This window comes from Bradyrhizobium sp. AZCC 2289 (assembly GCF_036924615.1).
Lineage (GTDB): Bacteria > Pseudomonadota > Alphaproteobacteria > Rhizobiales > Xanthobacteraceae > Bradyrhizobium.
This window is the reverse complement of sequence record NZ_JAZHRY010000001.1, coordinates 4802566-4820269: the sequence shown is the minus strand read 5'-3', so window position 1 is coordinate 4820269 and position 17704 is coordinate 4802566. Positions and strand designations below refer to the sequence as shown.

The 17704-nt window shown below is 59.7% G+C and carries 12 protein-coding genes and 1 pseudogene; 6 read left to right on the top strand and 7 right to left on the bottom strand.

Annotated features, from left to right (window positions below; genetic code table 11):
- The first annotated feature begins 422 nt into the window (after positions 1 to 422).
- Positions 423 to 5870, top strand: coding sequence for a trifunctional serine/threonine-protein kinase/ATP-binding protein/sensor histidine kinase (locus V1289_RS22910; RefSeq protein WP_334399011.1), 5448 nt, complete (start codon positions 423 to 425; stop codon positions 5868 to 5870).
- Between the two features lie 105 nt (positions 5871 to 5975).
- Here V1289_RS22910 and V1289_RS22905 read toward each other — a convergent pair whose 3' ends face one another.
- Positions 5976 to 6599 (bottom strand): response regulator transcription factor, encoded by a 624-nt coding sequence (locus tag V1289_RS22905; RefSeq protein ID WP_334407622.1) that lies wholly within the window; start codon positions 6597 to 6599, stop codon positions 5976 to 5978.
- 429 nt (positions 6600 to 7028) lie between these two features.
- Here V1289_RS22905 and V1289_RS22900 point away from each other — a divergent pair, with 429 nt between their 5' ends.
- Positions 7029 to 8543 (top strand): ATP-binding protein, encoded by a 1515-nt coding sequence (locus V1289_RS22900; RefSeq protein WP_334399009.1) that lies wholly within the window; start codon positions 7029 to 7031, stop codon positions 8541 to 8543.
- Positions 8544 to 8888: 345 nt separating this feature from the next.
- Here the strand turns inward: V1289_RS22900 and V1289_RS22895 are convergent, their stop codons facing one another.
- The gene (locus tag V1289_RS22895; protein WP_334399007.1) at positions 8889 to 9038 is read right to left on the bottom strand and encodes a hypothetical protein; all 150 of its coding nucleotides are present in this window, start codon (positions 9036 to 9038) and stop codon (positions 8889 to 8891) included.
- Between the two features lie 276 nt (positions 9039 to 9314).
- On the opposite strand from V1289_RS22895, the gene V1289_RS22890 reads away from it, so the two are divergent.
- Positions 9315 to 11105, top strand: a complete 1791-nt coding sequence (locus tag V1289_RS22890) for an adenylate/guanylate cyclase domain-containing protein (protein ID WP_334399005.1) — start codon at positions 9315 to 9317, stop codon at positions 11103 to 11105.
- Positions 11106 to 11364: 259 nt separating this feature from the next.
- Here the strand turns inward: V1289_RS22890 and V1289_RS22885 are convergent, their stop codons facing one another.
- A complete protein-coding gene (locus V1289_RS22885; protein WP_334399003.1) occupies positions 11365 to 12042 on the bottom strand; it encodes a hypothetical protein in 678 nt (225 codons plus the stop codon).
- A gap of 230 nt (positions 12043 to 12272) precedes the next feature.
- On the opposite strand from V1289_RS22885, the gene V1289_RS22880 reads away from it, so the two are divergent.
- Positions 12273 to 13337, top strand: coding sequence for an IS110 family transposase (locus V1289_RS22880; protein ID WP_334399002.1), 1065 nt, complete (start codon positions 12273 to 12275; stop codon positions 13335 to 13337).
- A 691-nt stretch (positions 13338 to 14028) separates the two neighbouring features.
- The gene (locus V1289_RS22875; protein WP_334399000.1) at positions 14029 to 14622 is read left to right on the top strand and encodes a hypothetical protein; all 594 of its coding nucleotides are present in this window, start codon (positions 14029 to 14031) and stop codon (positions 14620 to 14622) included.
- 370 nt (positions 14623 to 14992) lie between these two features.
- Here V1289_RS22875 and V1289_RS22870 read toward each other — a convergent pair whose 3' ends face one another.
- Positions 14993 to 15955: a universal stress protein gene (locus tag V1289_RS22870; protein WP_334398997.1), complete on the bottom strand. Its 963-nt coding sequence runs from the start codon at positions 15953 to 15955 to the stop codon at positions 14993 to 14995.
- A gap of 167 nt (positions 15956 to 16122) precedes the next feature.
- Between V1289_RS22870 and V1289_RS22865 the strand changes: the two genes are divergently transcribed.
- Positions 16123 to 16347 (top strand): hypothetical protein, encoded by a 225-nt coding sequence (locus tag V1289_RS22865; RefSeq protein ID WP_334398995.1) that lies wholly within the window; start codon positions 16123 to 16125, stop codon positions 16345 to 16347.
- Between the two features lie 182 nt (positions 16348 to 16529).
- On the opposite strand, the gene V1289_RS22860 is transcribed toward V1289_RS22865, so the two are convergent.
- The 3 genes and pseudogenes from V1289_RS22860 to V1289_RS22850 form a co-directional block, all read right to left on the bottom strand.
- Positions 16530 to 16745 carry a dodecin family protein gene (locus tag V1289_RS22860; RefSeq protein WP_074278022.1) on the bottom strand — a complete coding sequence of 72 codons (216 nt, stop codon included), beginning with the start codon at positions 16743 to 16745 and terminating at the stop codon, positions 16530 to 16532.
- A gap of 366 nt (positions 16746 to 17111) precedes the next feature.
- Positions 17112 to 17408 carry a hypothetical protein gene (locus V1289_RS22855; protein ID WP_334407620.1) on the bottom strand — a complete coding sequence of 99 codons (297 nt, stop codon included), beginning with the start codon at positions 17406 to 17408 and terminating at the stop codon, positions 17112 to 17114.
- Positions 17409 to 17518: 110 nt separating this feature from the next.
- Positions 17519 to 17617 (bottom strand): annotated as a pseudogene (locus V1289_RS22850) (homocysteine S-methyltransferase family protein); the annotation flags it as partial.
- Positions 17618 to 17704 lie beyond the last annotated feature (87 nt).

Genomic DNA, 17704 nt, shown 5'->3' with positions numbered 1-17704 from the left:
ATATTTCTCCGGGTCGCGATTAGGGACACGCGAGTTGTTGAGCGCGGTCGATTGTTATCGGTCCGAGGAAAATCATTCTCCTCGTTTTCCATCGCACGGTGTTTTCACACAGCCAGGGTCAATCGCGACGTTTCGACGGGAGGCCGATCCCTTCCGCTCTTGCCCAAATAGCAGACATTTCAGAGCTGGTCGGCATGTCTCAAAAGTGCCATCACCGGAAGTCAGTTGATTTCTCGATCACTTCGTCGGTACATTCCTCCTTGCCCAAGCATCTCGGCTCTATAAGCAAGAGGCCCGCGAGGTTCTCGTCTAGCCACAATATGGCACCGATCGCATTTTGGGTGCCTGCTTTTGGGTTGACAGTCAAAAGCAAACGTAACCTAATCAATGCCTTAAAGTAGTCCTCCTGCCGGGAGGCCTTTATGAACGAGTTCTCGGGCTACGTATTCTCGCCGCTGCGCGAGGGAGACATCGCTCTCCACCGTGGCTCCGGCAGCGGCTTGGCGCCGATCCTGCTTGTTGCCGCGGATGAAAGCTCGCCCGGTTGCGTCGAGCGGCTTGAAAACGAATATGCGCTCAAGTCCGAACTTGACGCCGACTGGGCGGCGCGACCCATCGCGCTTACGCACGATAACGGCCGTATGACGCTGGTGCTTGAGGATCCCGGCGGTACGCCGCTCGATCGGCTGCTTGGCCAGCCGCTGGAGGTATCGCATTTCCTGCGCATCGCGATCCCGCTCGCGGGCGCGCTCGGTCATGTGCATGAGCATGGCCTCATCCATAAGGACATCAAGCCGGCAAATATCCTGGTGGAATCGGCAAGCGGCGGCGTGTGGCTGACGGGGTTCGGCATTGCCTCGCGTCTGCCGCGCGAGCGCCAAGCCCCCGCCCCGCCAGAGGTGATCGCGGGGACGCTCGCCTACATGGCGCCGGAACAAACCGGCAGGATGAACCGCTCGGTGGACTCCCGCAGTGATCTCTACGCGCTGGGTGTCACCCTTTACGAGTTGTTGACCGGCGCGTTGCCCTTCACCGCAGCTGACCCGATCGAGTTGATCCACTGTCACATCGCGCGAGAGCCCGTCCCGCTGGGCGAGTTTGCAAGGGCGGTGCCGGCCCCACTTTCGATGATCGTCATGAAGCTTCTCGCGAAGACCGCCGAGGAGCGCTACCAGACCGCCGCGGGAGTCGAGGCAGATCTGCGCAGGTGCCTGACCGCCTGGGAGTCGGTCGGCCGGATCGAGCCGTTCCCGCTTGGTCTGCAGGACGCGTCGGAGCGGTTGATGATCCCGGAGAAGCTCTACGGACGCGAGGGCGAGATCGCCACCCTGCTTGCCGCCTTCGATCGCGTCGTGATGCATGGCCGCTCGGAGCTCGTTCTGGTCTCTGGCTACTCGGGCATCGGCAAGTCGTCGGTAGTCAACGAGCTGCACAAGGTCATCGTGCTGCCTCGCGGCATCTTCATTTCGGGAAAATTCGATCTGCGCCTCAGGGACACCCCCCACTCGACATTGGCTCAAGCGTTTCAGGGACTGATTCAACAGCTGCTTAACGGTCAGGCGGACGACATCGCCCGCTGGCGAGATGCGATCAAGGAGGCCGTCGGCCATCAGGGCCGCCTGCTGACCGACCTCATTCCCGACCTCGCTCAACTGATAGGCCCACAGCCGACCGTAGCAGTTCTCTCGCCGGTCGATGCCGAACTGCGGTTTCAGACCGTGTTCCAGCGGTTCGTCGGGGTGTTTGCGAGGGCGGAACACCCGCTCGTCATTTTCGTCGATGACCTGCAATGGCTCGATCCGGCCACGCTCACGCTCATCGAATATCTCCTCCTCCATCCGGACACGCGTCACCTGTTGCTCATCGGCGCATATCGCGACAATGAGGTCGACCCGGCCCATCCGCTGATGCTCAAGCTGGAGGCCTTGCGCCGAGCCGGCGCGAAAGTCGATCAGATCGTTCTCGGCCCGCTCTCGGTCGACAACGTCAACCAACTGCTGTGCGACACCTTGCGGCGTGCGCCCGACGAGATGCGGCCTTTCGCTGAACTGGTGCACAAGAGAAGCCGCGGCAATCCCTTTTTCGCCGGACAGTTCCTCACGAGCCTCGCCGAAGAACGGCTGATCGAGTTCGATCCGTCCTCACGGTCGTGGACGTGGAATTTGGACGCTATCGGCGACAAGAAGTTCAGCGACAATCCGGTGGACCTGATGATCGGCAGGTTGCGCCGTCTTGCTCCGGAGGCCCAGGAAGCGTTGAAACTGCTCGCCTGCCTGGGCAATCACGCTGACTTTGCGACTTTAGCAAAGCTGCGCAGCGAATCCGACAAAGCGATGCATGCAAGCTTTCGCGACGCGGTCCGCGCCGGCACCGCGGTCCCCCGGGAGGGAAGCTACCGGTTCTTCCATGATCGGGTTCAGGAAGCCGCCTATGCGCTGATTCCGACGGATGGTCGCGCCGAACTCCATTTGCGGATCGCACGTCTTCTTGTCGCGGAGACCGAGCAGGCGAGGATCGCGGAGAAGATCTACGACCTCGTCAACCAGCTTAACCTGGGCTCGGCGCTCATTTCCGAGTGGCCAGAGAAGGTGCGCACGGCCGAACTCAATTTTGTTGCAGGGCGGAAGGCGAAAGCTTCGACCGCCTATGCCTCGGCCTCCAATTACCTCGCAGCAGGCATCGCCATTCTGTCGGACGAAGGGTGGCAAAGATCCTACGACTTGATGTTGGGCCTGTTCCTGGAACGGGCAGAATGCGAGATCCTCAAACCGAACCTGGAACAGGCCGCGGGACTCGTCGAGGCGTTGCTGATCAAGGCGCGATCGAAGATCGATCAGGCCGAAATCTGTCGCCTGCGCATCATGCTTCAATTGAGGCAAGGCAACTACGCCCCGGCGGTGCGCACGGCGCTCGAATGCCTGCGAACGTTCGGCGTCGACCTGCCGGACTCGCCGACGCCGGAACAGATGCGAGCAGAATATGAAGAGATGCGGCGCGCCCTCGGCGATCGCCCGATCGAGAGCCTGGTTGACCTGCCGATGATGGACGACCCGGAGATGCGGGCGGTCATGAAGCTTTTCGGTGCATTGGGCGAACTGGCCTATCACGCCGACGGGGATCTGTTCCAGATGATTTCCTGCTGGATGGTCAAGCTGAGCTGTCGTCATGGCACAAGCGAGTACTCCACGATCGGCTACGGCGCGATCGCCGTGGTTCTTGGTCCGGCATTCCATCGCTTCGCAGACGGGGAGGCCTTTGCGCGGTTGGCGGTCGCAGTCGCCGAACGATACGGGTTCAGCGCGCAAAAGGCGGGCGCACATTTCCTCATGCAAATGGCGGTCCTCTGGACGCGTCCAATCGAAGATGCTCTGAGCTGCCTCGAGGCTGCGATCCGATCCGTCGGGGAAACCGGCGAGATGGTTTACGCCTGCTTCAACCGTCAGCATCGCCTCACCGATCTGATGGCGCGCGGCGATCCTCTCGACCAGGTGTGGCTCGAGTCGGTAGGCGCGCTGGATTTCGTCCGCAAATACAAGTTCGGCCAGTTGGTCATTTTGAGCATCCAGGGTTTCGTGCAAAGCCTTCGCGGCGGAGCGGGCAGCGGTGCGCCCCTCGACGAGGCGGCGCTCGAAGCGCGGGTGCTCCGGGGCGGCGTTCCTCTCGTTGCCTGCTTTCACTGGATCCTGCAATTGCAGCGGCACGTCTTATTGGGCAACGCGGAGAGAGCCCTTGAGTTTGCCGCCAAGGCGAAGCCGATCCTCTGGTCGGCGCGTCTCAATCTTCAGTCGATGGATTACTGCTTCTATCATTCTCTCGCCATCGCCGCGGTCTTTGAAGCGACCTCGCCCGAGAGACGGGCAGAGCTTCGCGAGGATCTCATCGAACACCTGGCATCGTTTCAGCGATGGGCGGAGAGCTGCCCGGCGACGTTCGCGCATAAACACGCCCTGGTCTCGGCGGAATGGGCGCGCCTGGAAGGACGAGACATCGAGGCCATGCAGCTGTACGAACAGGCAATTCGCTCGGCCGCGGAGCGCGGCTTCCTCCAGGACCGGGCGCTCGCGGGCGAATTGGCAGCTCGATTCTACCGCCTTCGTGGTCTCGACAAGGTGGCAGATATCTATCTGGACGAGGCCCGCGAGTGCTACGCCCGCTGGGGCGCCAAGGCAAAGGTCGCGCAGCTCGACAAGAGCCATCCCCGGATCCGACCACAGGCATCATTGGCCGCAAAGCCCACTATCGAGACGTCTGTCGAGCGGTTGGATCTGGCCACGGTCATCAAGATGTCCGAAGCCGTGGCCGGCGAGATCGTGCTCGAGAAGCTGATCGAGACGCTGATGGTGATTGCCGTCGAGCATGCCGGGGCCGACCGTGGCCTTCTGCTCCTTTCGCGCGGCAGCCGATACTGGATCGAGGCGGGAGCGACGAGCGGTCGCGATGGCGTCAGGGTCCGTCTTGTCGAAACGCCGGTGACGCCTTCGGATTTGCCCGTGCTGATCATTGAGCAAGTCATCCGCACTCAGAGCCAGGTGATCCTCGATGATGCCCGCGGACAGAGCATGTTTGCCGAAGATGAATACATGAGCCGCAAACGGGTACGGTCACTGCTTTGCCTGCCGTTGCTGAAACAGGCCGAGTTGATCGGCGTCCTCTATCTCGAGAACAGCCTGGTGTCGCATGTCTTCACGCCGGCGCGGATCGCGGTGCTGAAGCTACTCGCCTCACAGGCGGCGATCGCACTGGAAAACGCTCGTTTGTACCGCGACGTCGCGGAACGCGAGGCGAAAATCCGGCGCCTGGTCGACGCCAACATCATCGGGATCCTCATCTCGAGCCGGACGGGCGAAATCATCGAAGCCAACGACGCGTTTCTCAGGATGGTGGGATACGACCGGGAGGATCTCGCCGCGGGCGACATGCGCTGGACCGATTTGACGCCGCCGGAATGGCGCGCCAGCACCGCCAGCGCCCTTGAGGGGATGGACACGACCGGGGCGGTCCAACCCTATGAAAGCGAGTACGTGCGCAAGGACGGCAGCCGCGTGCCCGTGCTGATCGGCTCGGCCGGATTCGACGAAGAACAAGATCAGGGTGTGGCGTTCGTGCTCGATCTGACCGAGCGTAAGCGCGCCGAAGAGGCCTTCCGCAAGGTGGAGATGCAGCTGGCGCACGCCAACCGCGTCGCCACCATGGGTCAGCTCTCGGCCTCGATCACCCATGAAGTGAACCAGCCGATCACAGCGGCAGTCGCATACGCGTTAGCCGCTCGGCGCTGGCTAAGCGCGGAGCCGCCAAATTTTCGCGAGGTGGATGACGCGCTCTCTCTTATTGTCAAGGAGGGGAATCGCGCAGGCGAGGTCGTTGGGCGAATCCGCGCGCTCATTAAGAAGGCGCCCGCACGAAAGGACGCCTTAGCGATCAACGATGCCATCCTCGAGGTCATTGCTCTCACCCGTACGGAGGCCGCAAACAATAGCGTCTCGGTGCGGACGCAGTTGGCGGAGGGCTTGCCGCGTGTCCAGGGAGATCGGGTCCAGCTGCAACAGGTACTAGTTAACTTGATCATCAATGCCATCGAAGCGATGCGCGACGTCGGCGAAGAGGAGCGGGAATTGCTCATCAGCACCCGTAACGAACCGGATGGCGTGTCAGTCGAGGTGCGAGATTCAGGTTCAGGTTTCGCACCGCTGGATCTTGACCGCGTGTTTGAGGCTTTCTACACCACGAAACCGGGCGGTTTGGGACTTGGGCTGTCGATCTGCCGGTCGATTATCGAAGCGCATAATGGACGATTGTGGGCGAGCCCTAACGTGCCACGTGGCGCTATCTTTGGCTTCATCGCGCCGGCTCATCCGGCCGCCGCATCGTGAGTGGAGGATCCGCGAAGTAGCAGACGTCGAGTCTAGCAGGCACCCTGATCCGCCGTGGTGAGACGCAATGGGACCATTACGGAAGATGCAAGCTGAGCGTTTGCGCTAGGCAACGCGACCTGGGCTATGCGGCTTTGTCGGCGTCAGTTGCAATTGGTCGGCCATGCGCGCCAGGTCAGGCAAGGACGATGCCCGCATCTTACGCATTACTTGGCCACGATGAACTTTTACCGTAATTTCGCTTACGCCGAGATCGTGTGCGATCTGCTTGTTTAACCGCCCGGTCACCACGAACGCCATGACCTCGCGCTCCCGCGGCGTCAACGTTTCGAAACGAACTTTCAGCTCCGCCATAGCTCGTTCCTGCTCAAGCCGCGCTCGATCACGGGCATGACCGAGCTGAATCGCTTCAAGCAAATCCTGCTCTCGGAATGGCTTTGTCAGGAATTCGATCGCGCCACCCTTCATCGCCTGCACCGACATTGGAATGTCAGCATGTCCGGTAATGAAGATGATCGGCAGCTGTCTTTTGGCACCTGCCAGTTCGCGCTGCAGTTCGAGTCCGCTCTGGCCGGGAAGCCGCACGTCAAGCACCAGGCAAGCGGGTCCTTCTGGCCGGTCCGCTTCGAGAAATTCGCTCACCGAACCGAGTAGGCTGACCCGAAAGCCCGCCGATTGAAGCAGCTTGCCTAGTGAGTCCCGCACTCCCGGGTCATCGTCGATGACCATCACGGTTGGCGGTTGGTCTTTGGCCCGTTGCTCTACCACATGTGCCTCGTTGACATGCGCATTAGCTTTGCCAGTCCGCTATGGAGCATAGTGAGATTACCGCATGGGCGATAGAGGGAACCACCAGCCCAATTCGGCTCCGACGGATCGCAGCCATCGGCGAACTGGCCGGTTGAAGTCGGCCAGGTTCTGCGTCAGGCGCCAGCTGCCCACAAAGTCGAACCGACTAAGCTGGCAACGCACAACCTTCGTATAGTGCGCACATTCCTATTTGGTACTCGATCTTTCCGCTAGATCAATAGTGAGCGCCAATGCGTGCCGTTATGGTGAAGTTCTCCTCCCTCGAGGCCGATCACTCTCCGCGGCCTCCCTTGCCCCTCCAGCGCGGTCCAAGCTGGAGGGGCTCTTTGTGAGCTAACAGGGGCTAGGGTGATCCGTCGTTTGGCTGACACATGTCTGGCGCCGCTGTTTCATAGAAAGCTGAGGTTCGGCCGTTTCGAACTTTCGATTGGCGAGAGGGTGCTCCGGCACGACGGTCACGTGCTCCCCCTCGGCGGTCGGGCGCTAGATATTTTGATCTATCTTGCCGAGCGTCCGGGTGAGGTGATCGCAAAGAAGGAACTGATCGATCACGTCTGGCCCGATGTGACCGTCGAGGAGGGGAGCCTCCGGGTCCACGTGGCCGCAATCCGCAAGGCACTTGGTGACGGCCAGTTTGGCAACCGCTACATCGCAAACATCAAGGGACGGGGCTACTCGTTCGTCGGTACCGTTGTCCCTCTCGCTGGCGGCACGGAAAGCAGGAGCGATGAGTTCCGGCACCAAGGCAGGCTCCCCGTGCGACCGATCATGATGATTGGGCGCGAAACGGTCGTCAGCGAGGTTAGCGACAAGCTTCGAGACGAGCGGTTTTTAACACTGCTCGGCCCCGGCGGCATTGGCAAGACGACCATTGCCTTGGCTGTTGGCCGCGCCGTTGCCGAGGAGTTTGGCGGGAAAGTCTATCTTGTTGACTTGGAAAGCCTTACCGATTCGCGCCATGTTGCGGGGGCTGTCGCGACGTCCCTGGGACTTGCACTCAAATCGAAAGATCCCGGCTTGGAGCTGGTCGACCTCGTTCGTTCGCGAAAGCTTCTGATCATTCTCGATAGCTGTGAGCATGTGATCGAGGCGGTCGCCTCGCTTGCCGAGCAACTCTATCAGGAAACGGAGCAGGTCCATCTTCTGACCACGAGTCGCGAATTGCTGAAAGTAGAGGGCGAGCATTCCTGCCGAGTTCTTCCCCTTGATTTTCCACCAGCCGGCTCAGAGCAGACGGCAAACGCCGTGCTTCGATATCCGGCAGTGCAGTTGTTTGTACGACGCGTGGCGGCGAGGGCGGGAAGCTTCGTTCTCACCGACGAGGAGGCGCCGTTTGTCGCGGGAATGTGCCGAATGCTGGATGGCATACCGTTGGCAATCGAGTTGGTGGCGGGTCTGGTGGCCGCACTCGGCATAAAGAACACGGTTGCACGCCTGGTGTCTCGGCTGGAACTGCTGAGACTAAGCCATCGGACGGCCGTTCCCAGACACCGGACCCTTAAGGCGACATTGGATTGGAGCTACAATCTGCTGTCTGGCGGAGAGAGGATTGTTCTTCGACGCATTGCTCCTTTCGTCGGCCATTTCACCCTTGAGGGTGCGCGGTATGTCGCAGGCGAACTCGGCATAGGCACCGGAGAAATTTTTGACGCGATCGCCGGCCTGGTCGAGAAGTCATTGATCGCAACCCGGCTCAATGAGGGTCAGGCAGAGTACCGTTTGCTGGATACGACGCGGGCCTATGCACTCAAAAGACTGGAAGAACACGCAGAGCTTGATGCGGTCTCCCGGCGGCATGCTGAATACTTCACCGGGGTGCCTAGAATCACAAAGAGAGGCGCTATTGCCGTTGCCGCAGGCTGAACGAGTTGCAGCCCATTCGCGTCAGTTAAGCGATGTTCATGCGGCGCTGGAATGGAGCTTCGGGCCTCGCGGCGACGTTGAGATCGCGACGAGACTGGCCGTCCGAGCGATTGCGGGTCAGCTTAAGGTCCTTGCCGACACTACCAGCAGCGAGCTGAGAAAGCTTCGCATGTTGATGCGGCCAAAGCATTCGCTCGTTCGGCTGCTAACGCCGAAGGCGCGAGTGGCGTACATACTGATCCAGTCAGCGAGCAGCAGGACAAGGCACCGAAAGTCATCCGGCCAGCGGCGCCAATATCTGTCGATGGGCGCGCTCGCCTATTCTTGACGATGCGTCCGCGATGATCAGCGATTTTCGGAACAAAAAAGCGTCTTTCTAAGAGCTTTCAGTTGCGCCAGCGTGCCTTCTTCGTCGATCCCCATTAAGCGGCAAGAGCCCGCAACATCCGCCGCCAAAATAGCTGCCAGTCGCCGCTCTGCGTGCTCGCTACTCAAGATGCACCCCCATGCTTGGGGAAATTGAATGGTTATATAGCAGGATTGTGGGCCGATGTCCGGCTATGCTCATGTCCGAAACGGGTCATTCGCGACGTTTTGACCGTGCCCCGGCCACTTCCGGTCTTCCCCGGTAAGCAGACATGCCAAGCGGCTGCCGGGATGTCTCAAAGGTGTCAGCAACCGACATCAGCTTGGATGGGCATCCCATCAAAAAGAGGTTTGGCACTCCCCTCTGATCCGCCGTAGAGTGAGCTCTGGGTTGGATTGCATGCCATGGTGCAAGAGCGGCCAGTCCGGGTTGAGCGTAGGTTGGCGGCGATATTGGCAGCCGACGTGGCTGGCTATTCGCGGCTCATGCACCATGACGAAGAGACAACGCACGCCAAACTGACGGCGCTCCTCGCGGGCGGAGTCGAGCCCGCAATCGCGGAACACGGCGGTCGCATCGTGAAGAACGCTGGCGACGGGTTCTTAGCGGAGTTTCCGAGTGCGGTCGAGGCGGTTCGGGCTGCTGTGCAGTTCCAAACCAGCATCCACGAACTTACAACAGGCGACGCGGAAGACAGGCGCATTGCTTTCCGCGTGGGCGTCAATATCGGTGACATAATCGTCGAACCGCACGATATCTTTGGCGACGGAGTTAACATTGCGGCGCGCCTTGAGAGCATCGCAGAACCCGGCGGCATCTGCATCTCCTCCGCTGCTTACGATCAGGTCCGAGGCAAGGTCGGGGTTGAGTTTGCCGATCTGGGCGAGCAGAACCTCAAGAACATCGCCCTTCCAGTCCGAGCCTATTCCGTGGTCCGGGACGGGCCTAGCCTCGCGGCACAGCCTGAGCGCGCGAGGCCGGGTGCGGTTTCACCGCCTCGTCTTTCCATCGTTGTGCTGCCTTTCGCCAATCTCAGCGGTGATCTGAAGCAAGACTACTTCGTCGATGGCGTGACCGAGAGCCTGACCACGGACTTGTCACGCATCAGTGGTTCATTCGTCATTGGCCGACACACAGCATTTACCTACAAAAGCAAAGCGGTTGATCTCAAACAGATCGGCCGCGACTTGAACGTCCGCTATGTCCTTGAAGGCTCCGTGCAGCGTGGTGGCAAACGGCTTCGGGTAAATGTGCAATTGATCGACGCCGAAACCGGCAATCATCTCTGGGCTGAACGGTTTGACAAACCGATGGCCGATCTCTTCGACATGCAAGATGAAATCGTCTCGAGACTCGCCAGTACGTTGAATGCTCAGCTCATCGCGGCTGAGGCGAGGCGAGCCGAATACTCATTGCACCCCGACGCTCTAGACTTGTATTTCCAGGGGATGGCTCGTTGGAACAAGCGCTGGACCCCAGCACATATGACGCAGGCGCGGAGCTTCTTCGAACGCGCTCTGGAGCTCGATCCTGACAATGTCGAGGCGCTGGTGGGCATCGCTGCTGTCGATGCGGCAAGCGCCACCCTTTTTCTGGCCGATGACGCTGACGAGCGCCTTGCAGCGGCCGAAACGGCGTTGATCAAGGCGTTATCTTTGGCTCCGCAGCACGCCTTGGCTCACATGTTCCTGGGTATCGTCCAATTGGCTTCGAACCGTGCGGACCAGGGCATTGCTGAATGCGAGCACGCGTTGGCTTTGAACCGGAATCTAGCCGACGCACATGGTTCTATTGGTGCCGCCAAACTATTTGTCGGTCGCGCCACCGAAACGGAGGCCCATGTACAGGAAGCGTTGCGCTTGTCCCCTCGTGATGAGGGCGTACATCGGTGGATGAGTTATGTGGGTCTAGCTAAACTGCACCTCGAAGCCGATGCCGAAGCCGTTGAGTGGCTACGTCGCTGTTTGAAGGCCAATCCAAATTACCCCTTAGCACATTTTGAACTCGCCGCTGCGCTCGCGCTTCTCGGGAGGCTGGATGAGGCGCGAGCTGCTGCGAAAGCGGGACTTACCCTGGATCCAACTTTCACTATCCGTCGCTTGAAAGCGATTCCATATAGCGGCAATCCGAAGTTTCGTGCCGCAAGCAAGCGCATCCTTCAGGGGATGCGCATGGCCGGGATACCGGAGGGGTGAGGTCTGGCTGACCCGTGACCGAACGGATGAGGTGTCTGCCGTGTGGGCGCGTATGTCCGAGTTGGGTCAAAACCGGTCCTGACGAGCCTGAAACGGGACTTCCGAAATAGCCCAGAAAGCAGACATTGCCGGCGTCAGTCGGCATGTCTCAAACGTGCCAACAACGGACTTCCAATCTGGAAAGCCGTGACCTATTGCCGCTCAGTTTATCAGCCAGTTCACGTTGCGCAGGCCGCATGTATGACTGTCCCTCCGGAAATCACGAATTCTCCCCCACAAACATGTTGTACACGAGCTGAAATTGTCCCGATTTCGAGAGAGTACCTTTGCCCTCTTTTTGTAGACGCCGAAGCTCCGAGAACCAGGGCAACTTGTTCGGGATGTCTACCACTATTGGGTCTCTCGTGATTTCGACGAACGCCTCAGTGAAATGAGCAGTGGGGTCGAAAACACTCGCAACGTTTAAGAAAGTTACCTTCTGAGCCGATTTCATATCGGCCGGGTTCACAAACCACACCAACCGTGGGAGGTTAGACACAGAGAGATTGCGACGGCCAGTTAGGTGCGGGAGCGCCGGCAACTCTTCATTGGTACTGCGGTAGCCAAATGCGCTTGCACAAAGCCAGACCGCGTCGATAGCGCCATCTGGCGTTGGACTTATATTTTCGCCGCTGCGCAGCGTCGCGACGATAACCCCATGAGCGCCAAGATCGATTAAAGTTGCCGGTCCGCCCAAGCTCGGGGCACATCGGCCCAACCCAGCAATCTTCGGTCCGCAATCCCAAACGACTTCGATGACACTCGAGCCAGTGTAAATTTTCTCGTCAACCGCGATGGAAACTTGAAGGCGGTAGCGGTACGAATAGCTCGGGTAATTCACTTTATAGATCACTATCACCGCCACAGCGACCGCCAGCAATACCCCAAGCCACTTCATGTTGCGCTGCTCGCCTAGCGGAGTTCCAGACCACTTCATTCGCACAAAATGCGCGGGGTCAAATTCCGACGTTTCGTATTCAACCCTAACGGGTGAGTGTTTATAGATTGCTACTGAGTTCGTAACAGATTTCTCAACGGCCGAATGTCTGCTAATGGGATGGTCCGGCCGTGCTCCTGCCCCGCCAGCAAGCGAAGCTGGCAAGGGGCGCCAAAGACAAGGAGCACGCCATGTCTCAGACACCTAATACCGCGATCGCCGTGATCGGCATCGATATTGGCAAGAACTCGTTCCACGTCGTGGGCCAGGATGCGCGCGGCGCCATCGTGCTGCGGCAAAAGTGGTCGCGTGGCCAAGTGGAGGCGCGGCTCGCCAATAGACCGCCTTGCCTGATCGGCATGGAAGCCTGCGTCGGCGCACATCACCTGAGCCGCAAACTCGCATCGCTTGGTCACGATGCCAGGTTGATGCCGGCCAAATATGTCCGCCCCTATAGCAAGGGACAGAAGAACGACTTCAATGATGCCGAAGCGATTGCCGAAGCCGTGCAGCGCCCGACGATGAAGTTCGTGGCGACCAAGACCGCGGAGCAACTGGATCTGCAGGCGCTGCATCGGGTGCGCGAGCGGCTGGTGTCGCAACGCACCGGCATCATCAACCAGATTCGCGCCTTCATGCTGGAACGCGGGATCGCCGCGCGCCAGGGGATCGGCTTCCTGCGCACGGAACTGCCCACCATCCTTGCGACGCGCACCGATGCCCTGTCGCCCCGCCTGTTGCGTGCCATCGAGGAGTTGGCAGGCGACTGGCGCCGGCTGGACCAGCGCATCGATGGCCTCTCCGGCGAGATCGAAGCCCTGGCCCGTCAGGATCAGGCATGTTCGCGCCTGATGACGGTGCCCGGCATCGGGCCGATCATTTCGAGCGCCATGGTGGCCGCGATCGGCACTGGAGACGTATTCTCCAAAGGCCGCGACTTCGGCGCCTGGCTCGGACTGGTGCCCAAGCAGATCTCGACGGGAGACCGCACGATCCTCGGCAAAATCTCCAGGCGCGGCAATCGCTACCTGCGCGTTCTGTTCGTGCAGGCGGCATGGGTTGTGCTGGTCAGGATAAAGGACTGGGAACGTTACGGGCTCAAATCCTGGATCGAAGCCGCCAAGAGGCGGTTACACCACAACGTGCTGGCGATCGCGCTCGCCAACAAGCTTGCCCGGATCGCCTGGGCGGTGCTGGCCAAAGGACGCGCCTTCGAGCTGACGAGGACCGATGATGCAGGCGTCCGATCCGCTTGATCCTCGCGCCGCGCTCGGCGCGGTCAAGGCGCAGCCTGGCAACGCCGGCGCCCGCCGCAAGCCAAGCGCGACGGCCGGCCTTGACCGCCCCTGCGCGCGACGCGATCGACGTTCTGCGGGCCGGGACGAAGGAACGGCCCTTGGCTCGAACAAAGGAACTGCGCGACATTAGGAGCAAGCGATGACGTAACCCTATCAACAGTTTCCAGCCGAGGTCTGCGAGAGGATGAGACGAGATGGAGGTTCGGTCTTCCGAGCGCGTGCGAACACTGGTGACCCAAATGGCCCAATCGAGGCCTGTCCGCTAACGAGAACGCACGCGCGCTGATATCCATGATGGCCCGGAGCAAGTGCTCCAATCAAAGGCCGGACACATTGATGCAAGACCGCTCACCGCCAGCTCGGCGAAACCGCTTGCAACGCACGGTCGGACCATACATTGGGTCAAAAGCTGCCCTCACGACCCTGAAATGCGGCTTCCGCTCTTCCCCCGACAGCGGACATCACGCATCAGGGCTGCCACTTCCGAGATGTGCCACAAGCCGACATAGTCGACCTTCGGCCGATGCACCCGATTAACAATAAGTGAAAGCAAAACACCGAAAGGAGTTTGAAAAATGGGCAGTTAGACAACTTGTGCGAGATACACTGTAAGCACTGCAGCGCTAGGCAACTGACTTCGGATACTCCAGTGACCCAAGATCGCAGCTTCGCCGTAAATCGCCTCTGGCCGATCATCTACCTGACCGCGCTCTTGATCGTCATCCTGATATTTACCTTCATGTTCTTGGGACTCGGCGCCGCTTCGTTGATGGGCTTTGCCACGGAGTTCCCGCGCCGCATAGGCGAATCCGTCATGTCGCTTTTTGCGGCCGTCATCTGTGGCGCAATCCTTCTTTACGTGTGCGCGGTCGCTGGAAGCCTCTTCAAAACACTTAAAGTTGGCGGTCCTGCTTTGATGGTATCGTCTGAAGGGTTCAGATACCGCTTCGCTTCGGACGACTTAATTCCCTGGAAGGAGATCAAAGACATCTACATTGACCGTGGCTTGGGAATAAAGGTGGCGATCCGTTTCCAAATTGACTCTGGCTTTGCTGACACTTTGCGTTGGCGGAGTAGGATCGCAAATTCCTTCAAGCCAGAGTATATCGCAGTGCAATTCCGATTCATCAAAGCTCCAAAGGCAGAGGTTGAGGAGGCGCTACTCCGGCCGCTGCAATCGCAGTCCGTGCAAGCTTCGTCCGACTTACTCTCGAAGGCCGACCGACTGCTCGCGGGCCGGTAATGCGGCATGTTGCGTTTGAGTTACCAGTCGCATGCGCGGTTCGCCGTCAATGGCGGAAGTCCGTTAATGGAAATTCGGAAGTGGAGAACCACTCACGGGGAGTCCGCTTTACCCCGATGAACGGACATCGTCAGACCGGACCGACTGGTCCGTTTCGTGCCACAAACCGACATCCGATCAAATCGACCCGACCACGATCTGCCATAAGTGCCGAACTCGGGAGACCCAATTCGCCGGGGAGGAGGGTGATGCGTTTGGCAGCGTCGGTGCGTTAATCGCACGGCCCCCCAACCCGCCTTGGCGAGTGAGCAAGCCCGCCATAGCGTTGGCGTCAGCGGCAACCTGAACTGGGATTGCGCTCTGACGAGGGCTAATGCGCCAAGAGAACGGGGCGTGCCGAAGCGTTCTTAAGGATGTGGCGCGTGGCCCCGCCCAGAAGAATCTCGCGCAGGCGGCTATGGGAATAGGCGCCCATGATCAGCAGGCCGGCTTCATGCTCTGCCCCCTCCGCGAGCAGCGTATCGCCCACCGAGCGCAATTCCGGTGCAACCACCTGCGCGGTCGCACCGATGCCATGACAGCGTAAATAGGCAAGCACCTCCGCCTGCGAGGCTTGGCGATTGCTGGCGTCCCGGTCAACGCTTATGACCCGCACTGATTTGGCAAGTTGCATGAACGGTATGGCAGCCGAGACCGCGTGCCAGCATTCCGGGCTCTCGTCCCAGGCGATCATCACGCTGTCGGTCAGATCACTCTGCAGGCGAGCCGGCGCCAACAGCACGGGGCGACGGGTCCGCAGCAGCGATTGCTCGGCAATGGCCACGAGCGATTCCATCACGGTGGCGCTTGCGGCGACCATTAGGTCGAAGGCAGCGGCCCGTTGCACCGCGATTTCCACATACGATCCCTCGGCTTTGCGCCAGGATGCTGCGAGCGGGCTGCCGGGCTCGTCGTTCGCCGATAGCATCGGGATGCCGACTCGCGCGCAGGCCTGCACGAAAACCTCTCGCGCGTCCCGCGCTGTTCGCTCCCGTTCCTCGGCGTGCCAGTTTATCGATGGGGCGGTCACCGTTCGTCCCATTTCGGCGACCGTTAGGCCGCCAGGCGCACGCGTGACCGCCGGCGGTTGACTGATGAACAGTGCCTGGACGTGAGCCCCCAACGCCTTCGCGGCAGACAGGGCCATTTCAATTTGACCGGTGTGATTGGCTGAGCCGGGAAGTGGAACCAGGATTCGCTTGATACTCATGAGAGCCTCCTGCGATGCCGCCGTTGCGGCGACAGACGGCATATGGGTGTTGAGCCGAAAGCGAAATCGCGCAATACCGCCCAATTCATAACTCCCGGAATCACCCCAAAGTTCCGGAGACCCGCAGGTGTGCCGGTTGCCGACTTTGGTCGTCGATGTCCGGTCAATCGCGTCGTTTTGGCTGCTCACCGATCACTTCCGGTCCACCCCGCAGAACGGACATCGTCAGACCAGTCCAGTTGGTCCGGTTCGTGCCAAAAGGCGACAATCTGACTAACGTCGCACAAGAAAACGGACGCAGTTCATCGGTCAGCTTACTTCTTGCGGCGATAGGGCCCGGTAAAGCTTACCCCGGTCCCGCTGCAACCATTGTCCACTACCTTCAACTGCTGGCCGATGCGCTGCATCCGCACTTGGTATCCTTCTCCGCAGTTGATGCCGTCGTCAGCGGCTGCCCGCTGGTGAAGACGAATTAGTCTTCATTTTACTCTCCCCCTTCTCCCCGCTCGCAAGGTCGAGACGAGCGAAGCTCGCTCTTAGAGGGTTGGGGAGAGGGAGGACTCTCGACTAGCTCGCTCGCGGAGACTCCCCCTCACCCGAATTTCTCGCTGCGCGTAAATCCAACCTCGCCCCGCTTGCGGGGCGAGGTTACTTAAGCTCAGGAGCCCTCGAACTTGAACGACACATTAACCTTGGCGCGATAGGCCTCTACTTTTCCCTTGGCGTCCAGTTGCATATCGAGTTTGACGACCTCTGCGACGCGGAGTTCTCGGAGAGATTTTGCGGCTTGCTCGACCGCGTTGGCGGCGGCCTTTTCCCAGGATTCGTTGCTGGTACCGATCAGTTCAATGACCTTGTAGACGCTCTCGGGCATTTCGTCCTCCCGTTCGGTATGAAGCAGGTGCTCCCTGCCACCGTCCAACCTAGCATCACGATATCGGCGCTGAAAGGACGCTGCCTGATCGCAGGGTGGACCAGGCCAAGCTGCATACCACGGTTTTAATGTCGGCTGTTCCCGCTGCGGGTCATTTTCAACTTCGGCGCGGTCCTGAACAATGACCGCTTTATTTCCTCAACAGGCGACATCGCGCGTGCACTCCTCTGGCCAATTTTCTGAGTGAAGACTTGGCGTTCACGCGCAAAGGTCAAAGTGAACACAACTTTTCTTGTTGGCGAGCGCTACGGCCGCCTCTCGATGCCGTGCTTGCGCACCTAGCTGATGAGTAGCCTTTACGAACAATTACGCATCAGATTCTATATTCACCAAAACTTCCCCGGCGATGATTTCGGGGTCTCCAAGATTAAGGTCAAGCAGGCTTGCTTGAACAAACTCCAGTACCTTATCGTTCGCCGCATTGGCGCTCTCGCGGTCCTCGAATATCATCAGAGCGACACCGACGCCTTCGCCCCCATCCAGTACATAATAAGATCTGAACCCGTGCGATTCCCTTAGGATCTGACCGACGCCGCTTTTGGCGCGGCGGGCAGCATCCGCAACCGAACGAACTTTGGTGTACTTTCGAACGAACATGTACATAAGGCCACCCATGCGTCTCAGTTCCGGCCCCACGCATCAAAGCATATCGGGCCGCTGCCGGACTAGGGCTTACTTCCGAGATGGGTCAGGAACGGAAGTGGCCACAACCTTCATGTGCATGCATTACAGATGGCCACGATGTGTCGATGATCGGTCCCGCAGCATCCGCCAAGAACCGATAGTAGGGGCAGGCGCCTACGCAATTCCCGTTACAGTTGACCGAGTTCTTGCGCGGGTTGCCCGCTCGAGTTCTTATTTGAATCCCAAGCGATACCAGAGACGCAGCTAACCAGCTT

Coding starts and splice junctions, on each gene's coding strand:
- V1289_RS22910 (WP_334399011.1), top strand. CDS start 423: ATGAACGAGTTCTCGGGCTACGTATTCTCGCCGCTGCGCGAGGGAGAC.
- V1289_RS22905 (WP_334407622.1), bottom strand. CDS start 6,599: ATGGTCATCGACGATGACCCGGGAGTGCGGGACTCACTAGGCAAGCTG.
- V1289_RS22890 (WP_334399005.1), top strand. CDS start 9,315: ATGGTGCAAGAGCGGCCAGTCCGGGTTGAGCGTAGGTTGGCGGCGATA.
- V1289_RS22885 (WP_334399003.1), bottom strand. CDS start 12,042: ATGAAGTGGCTTGGGGTATTGCTGGCGGTCGCTGTGGCGGTGATAGTG.
- V1289_RS22880 (WP_334399002.1), top strand. CDS start 12,273: ATGTCTCAGACACCTAATACCGCGATCGCCGTGATCGGCATCGATATT.
- V1289_RS22860 (WP_074278022.1), bottom strand. CDS start 16,745: ATGCCCGAGAGCGTCTACAAGGTCATTGAACTGATCGGTACCAGCAAC.
- V1289_RS22855 (WP_334407620.1), bottom strand. CDS start 17,408: ATGTACATGTTCGTTCGAAAGTACACCAAAGTTCGTTCGGTTGCGGAT.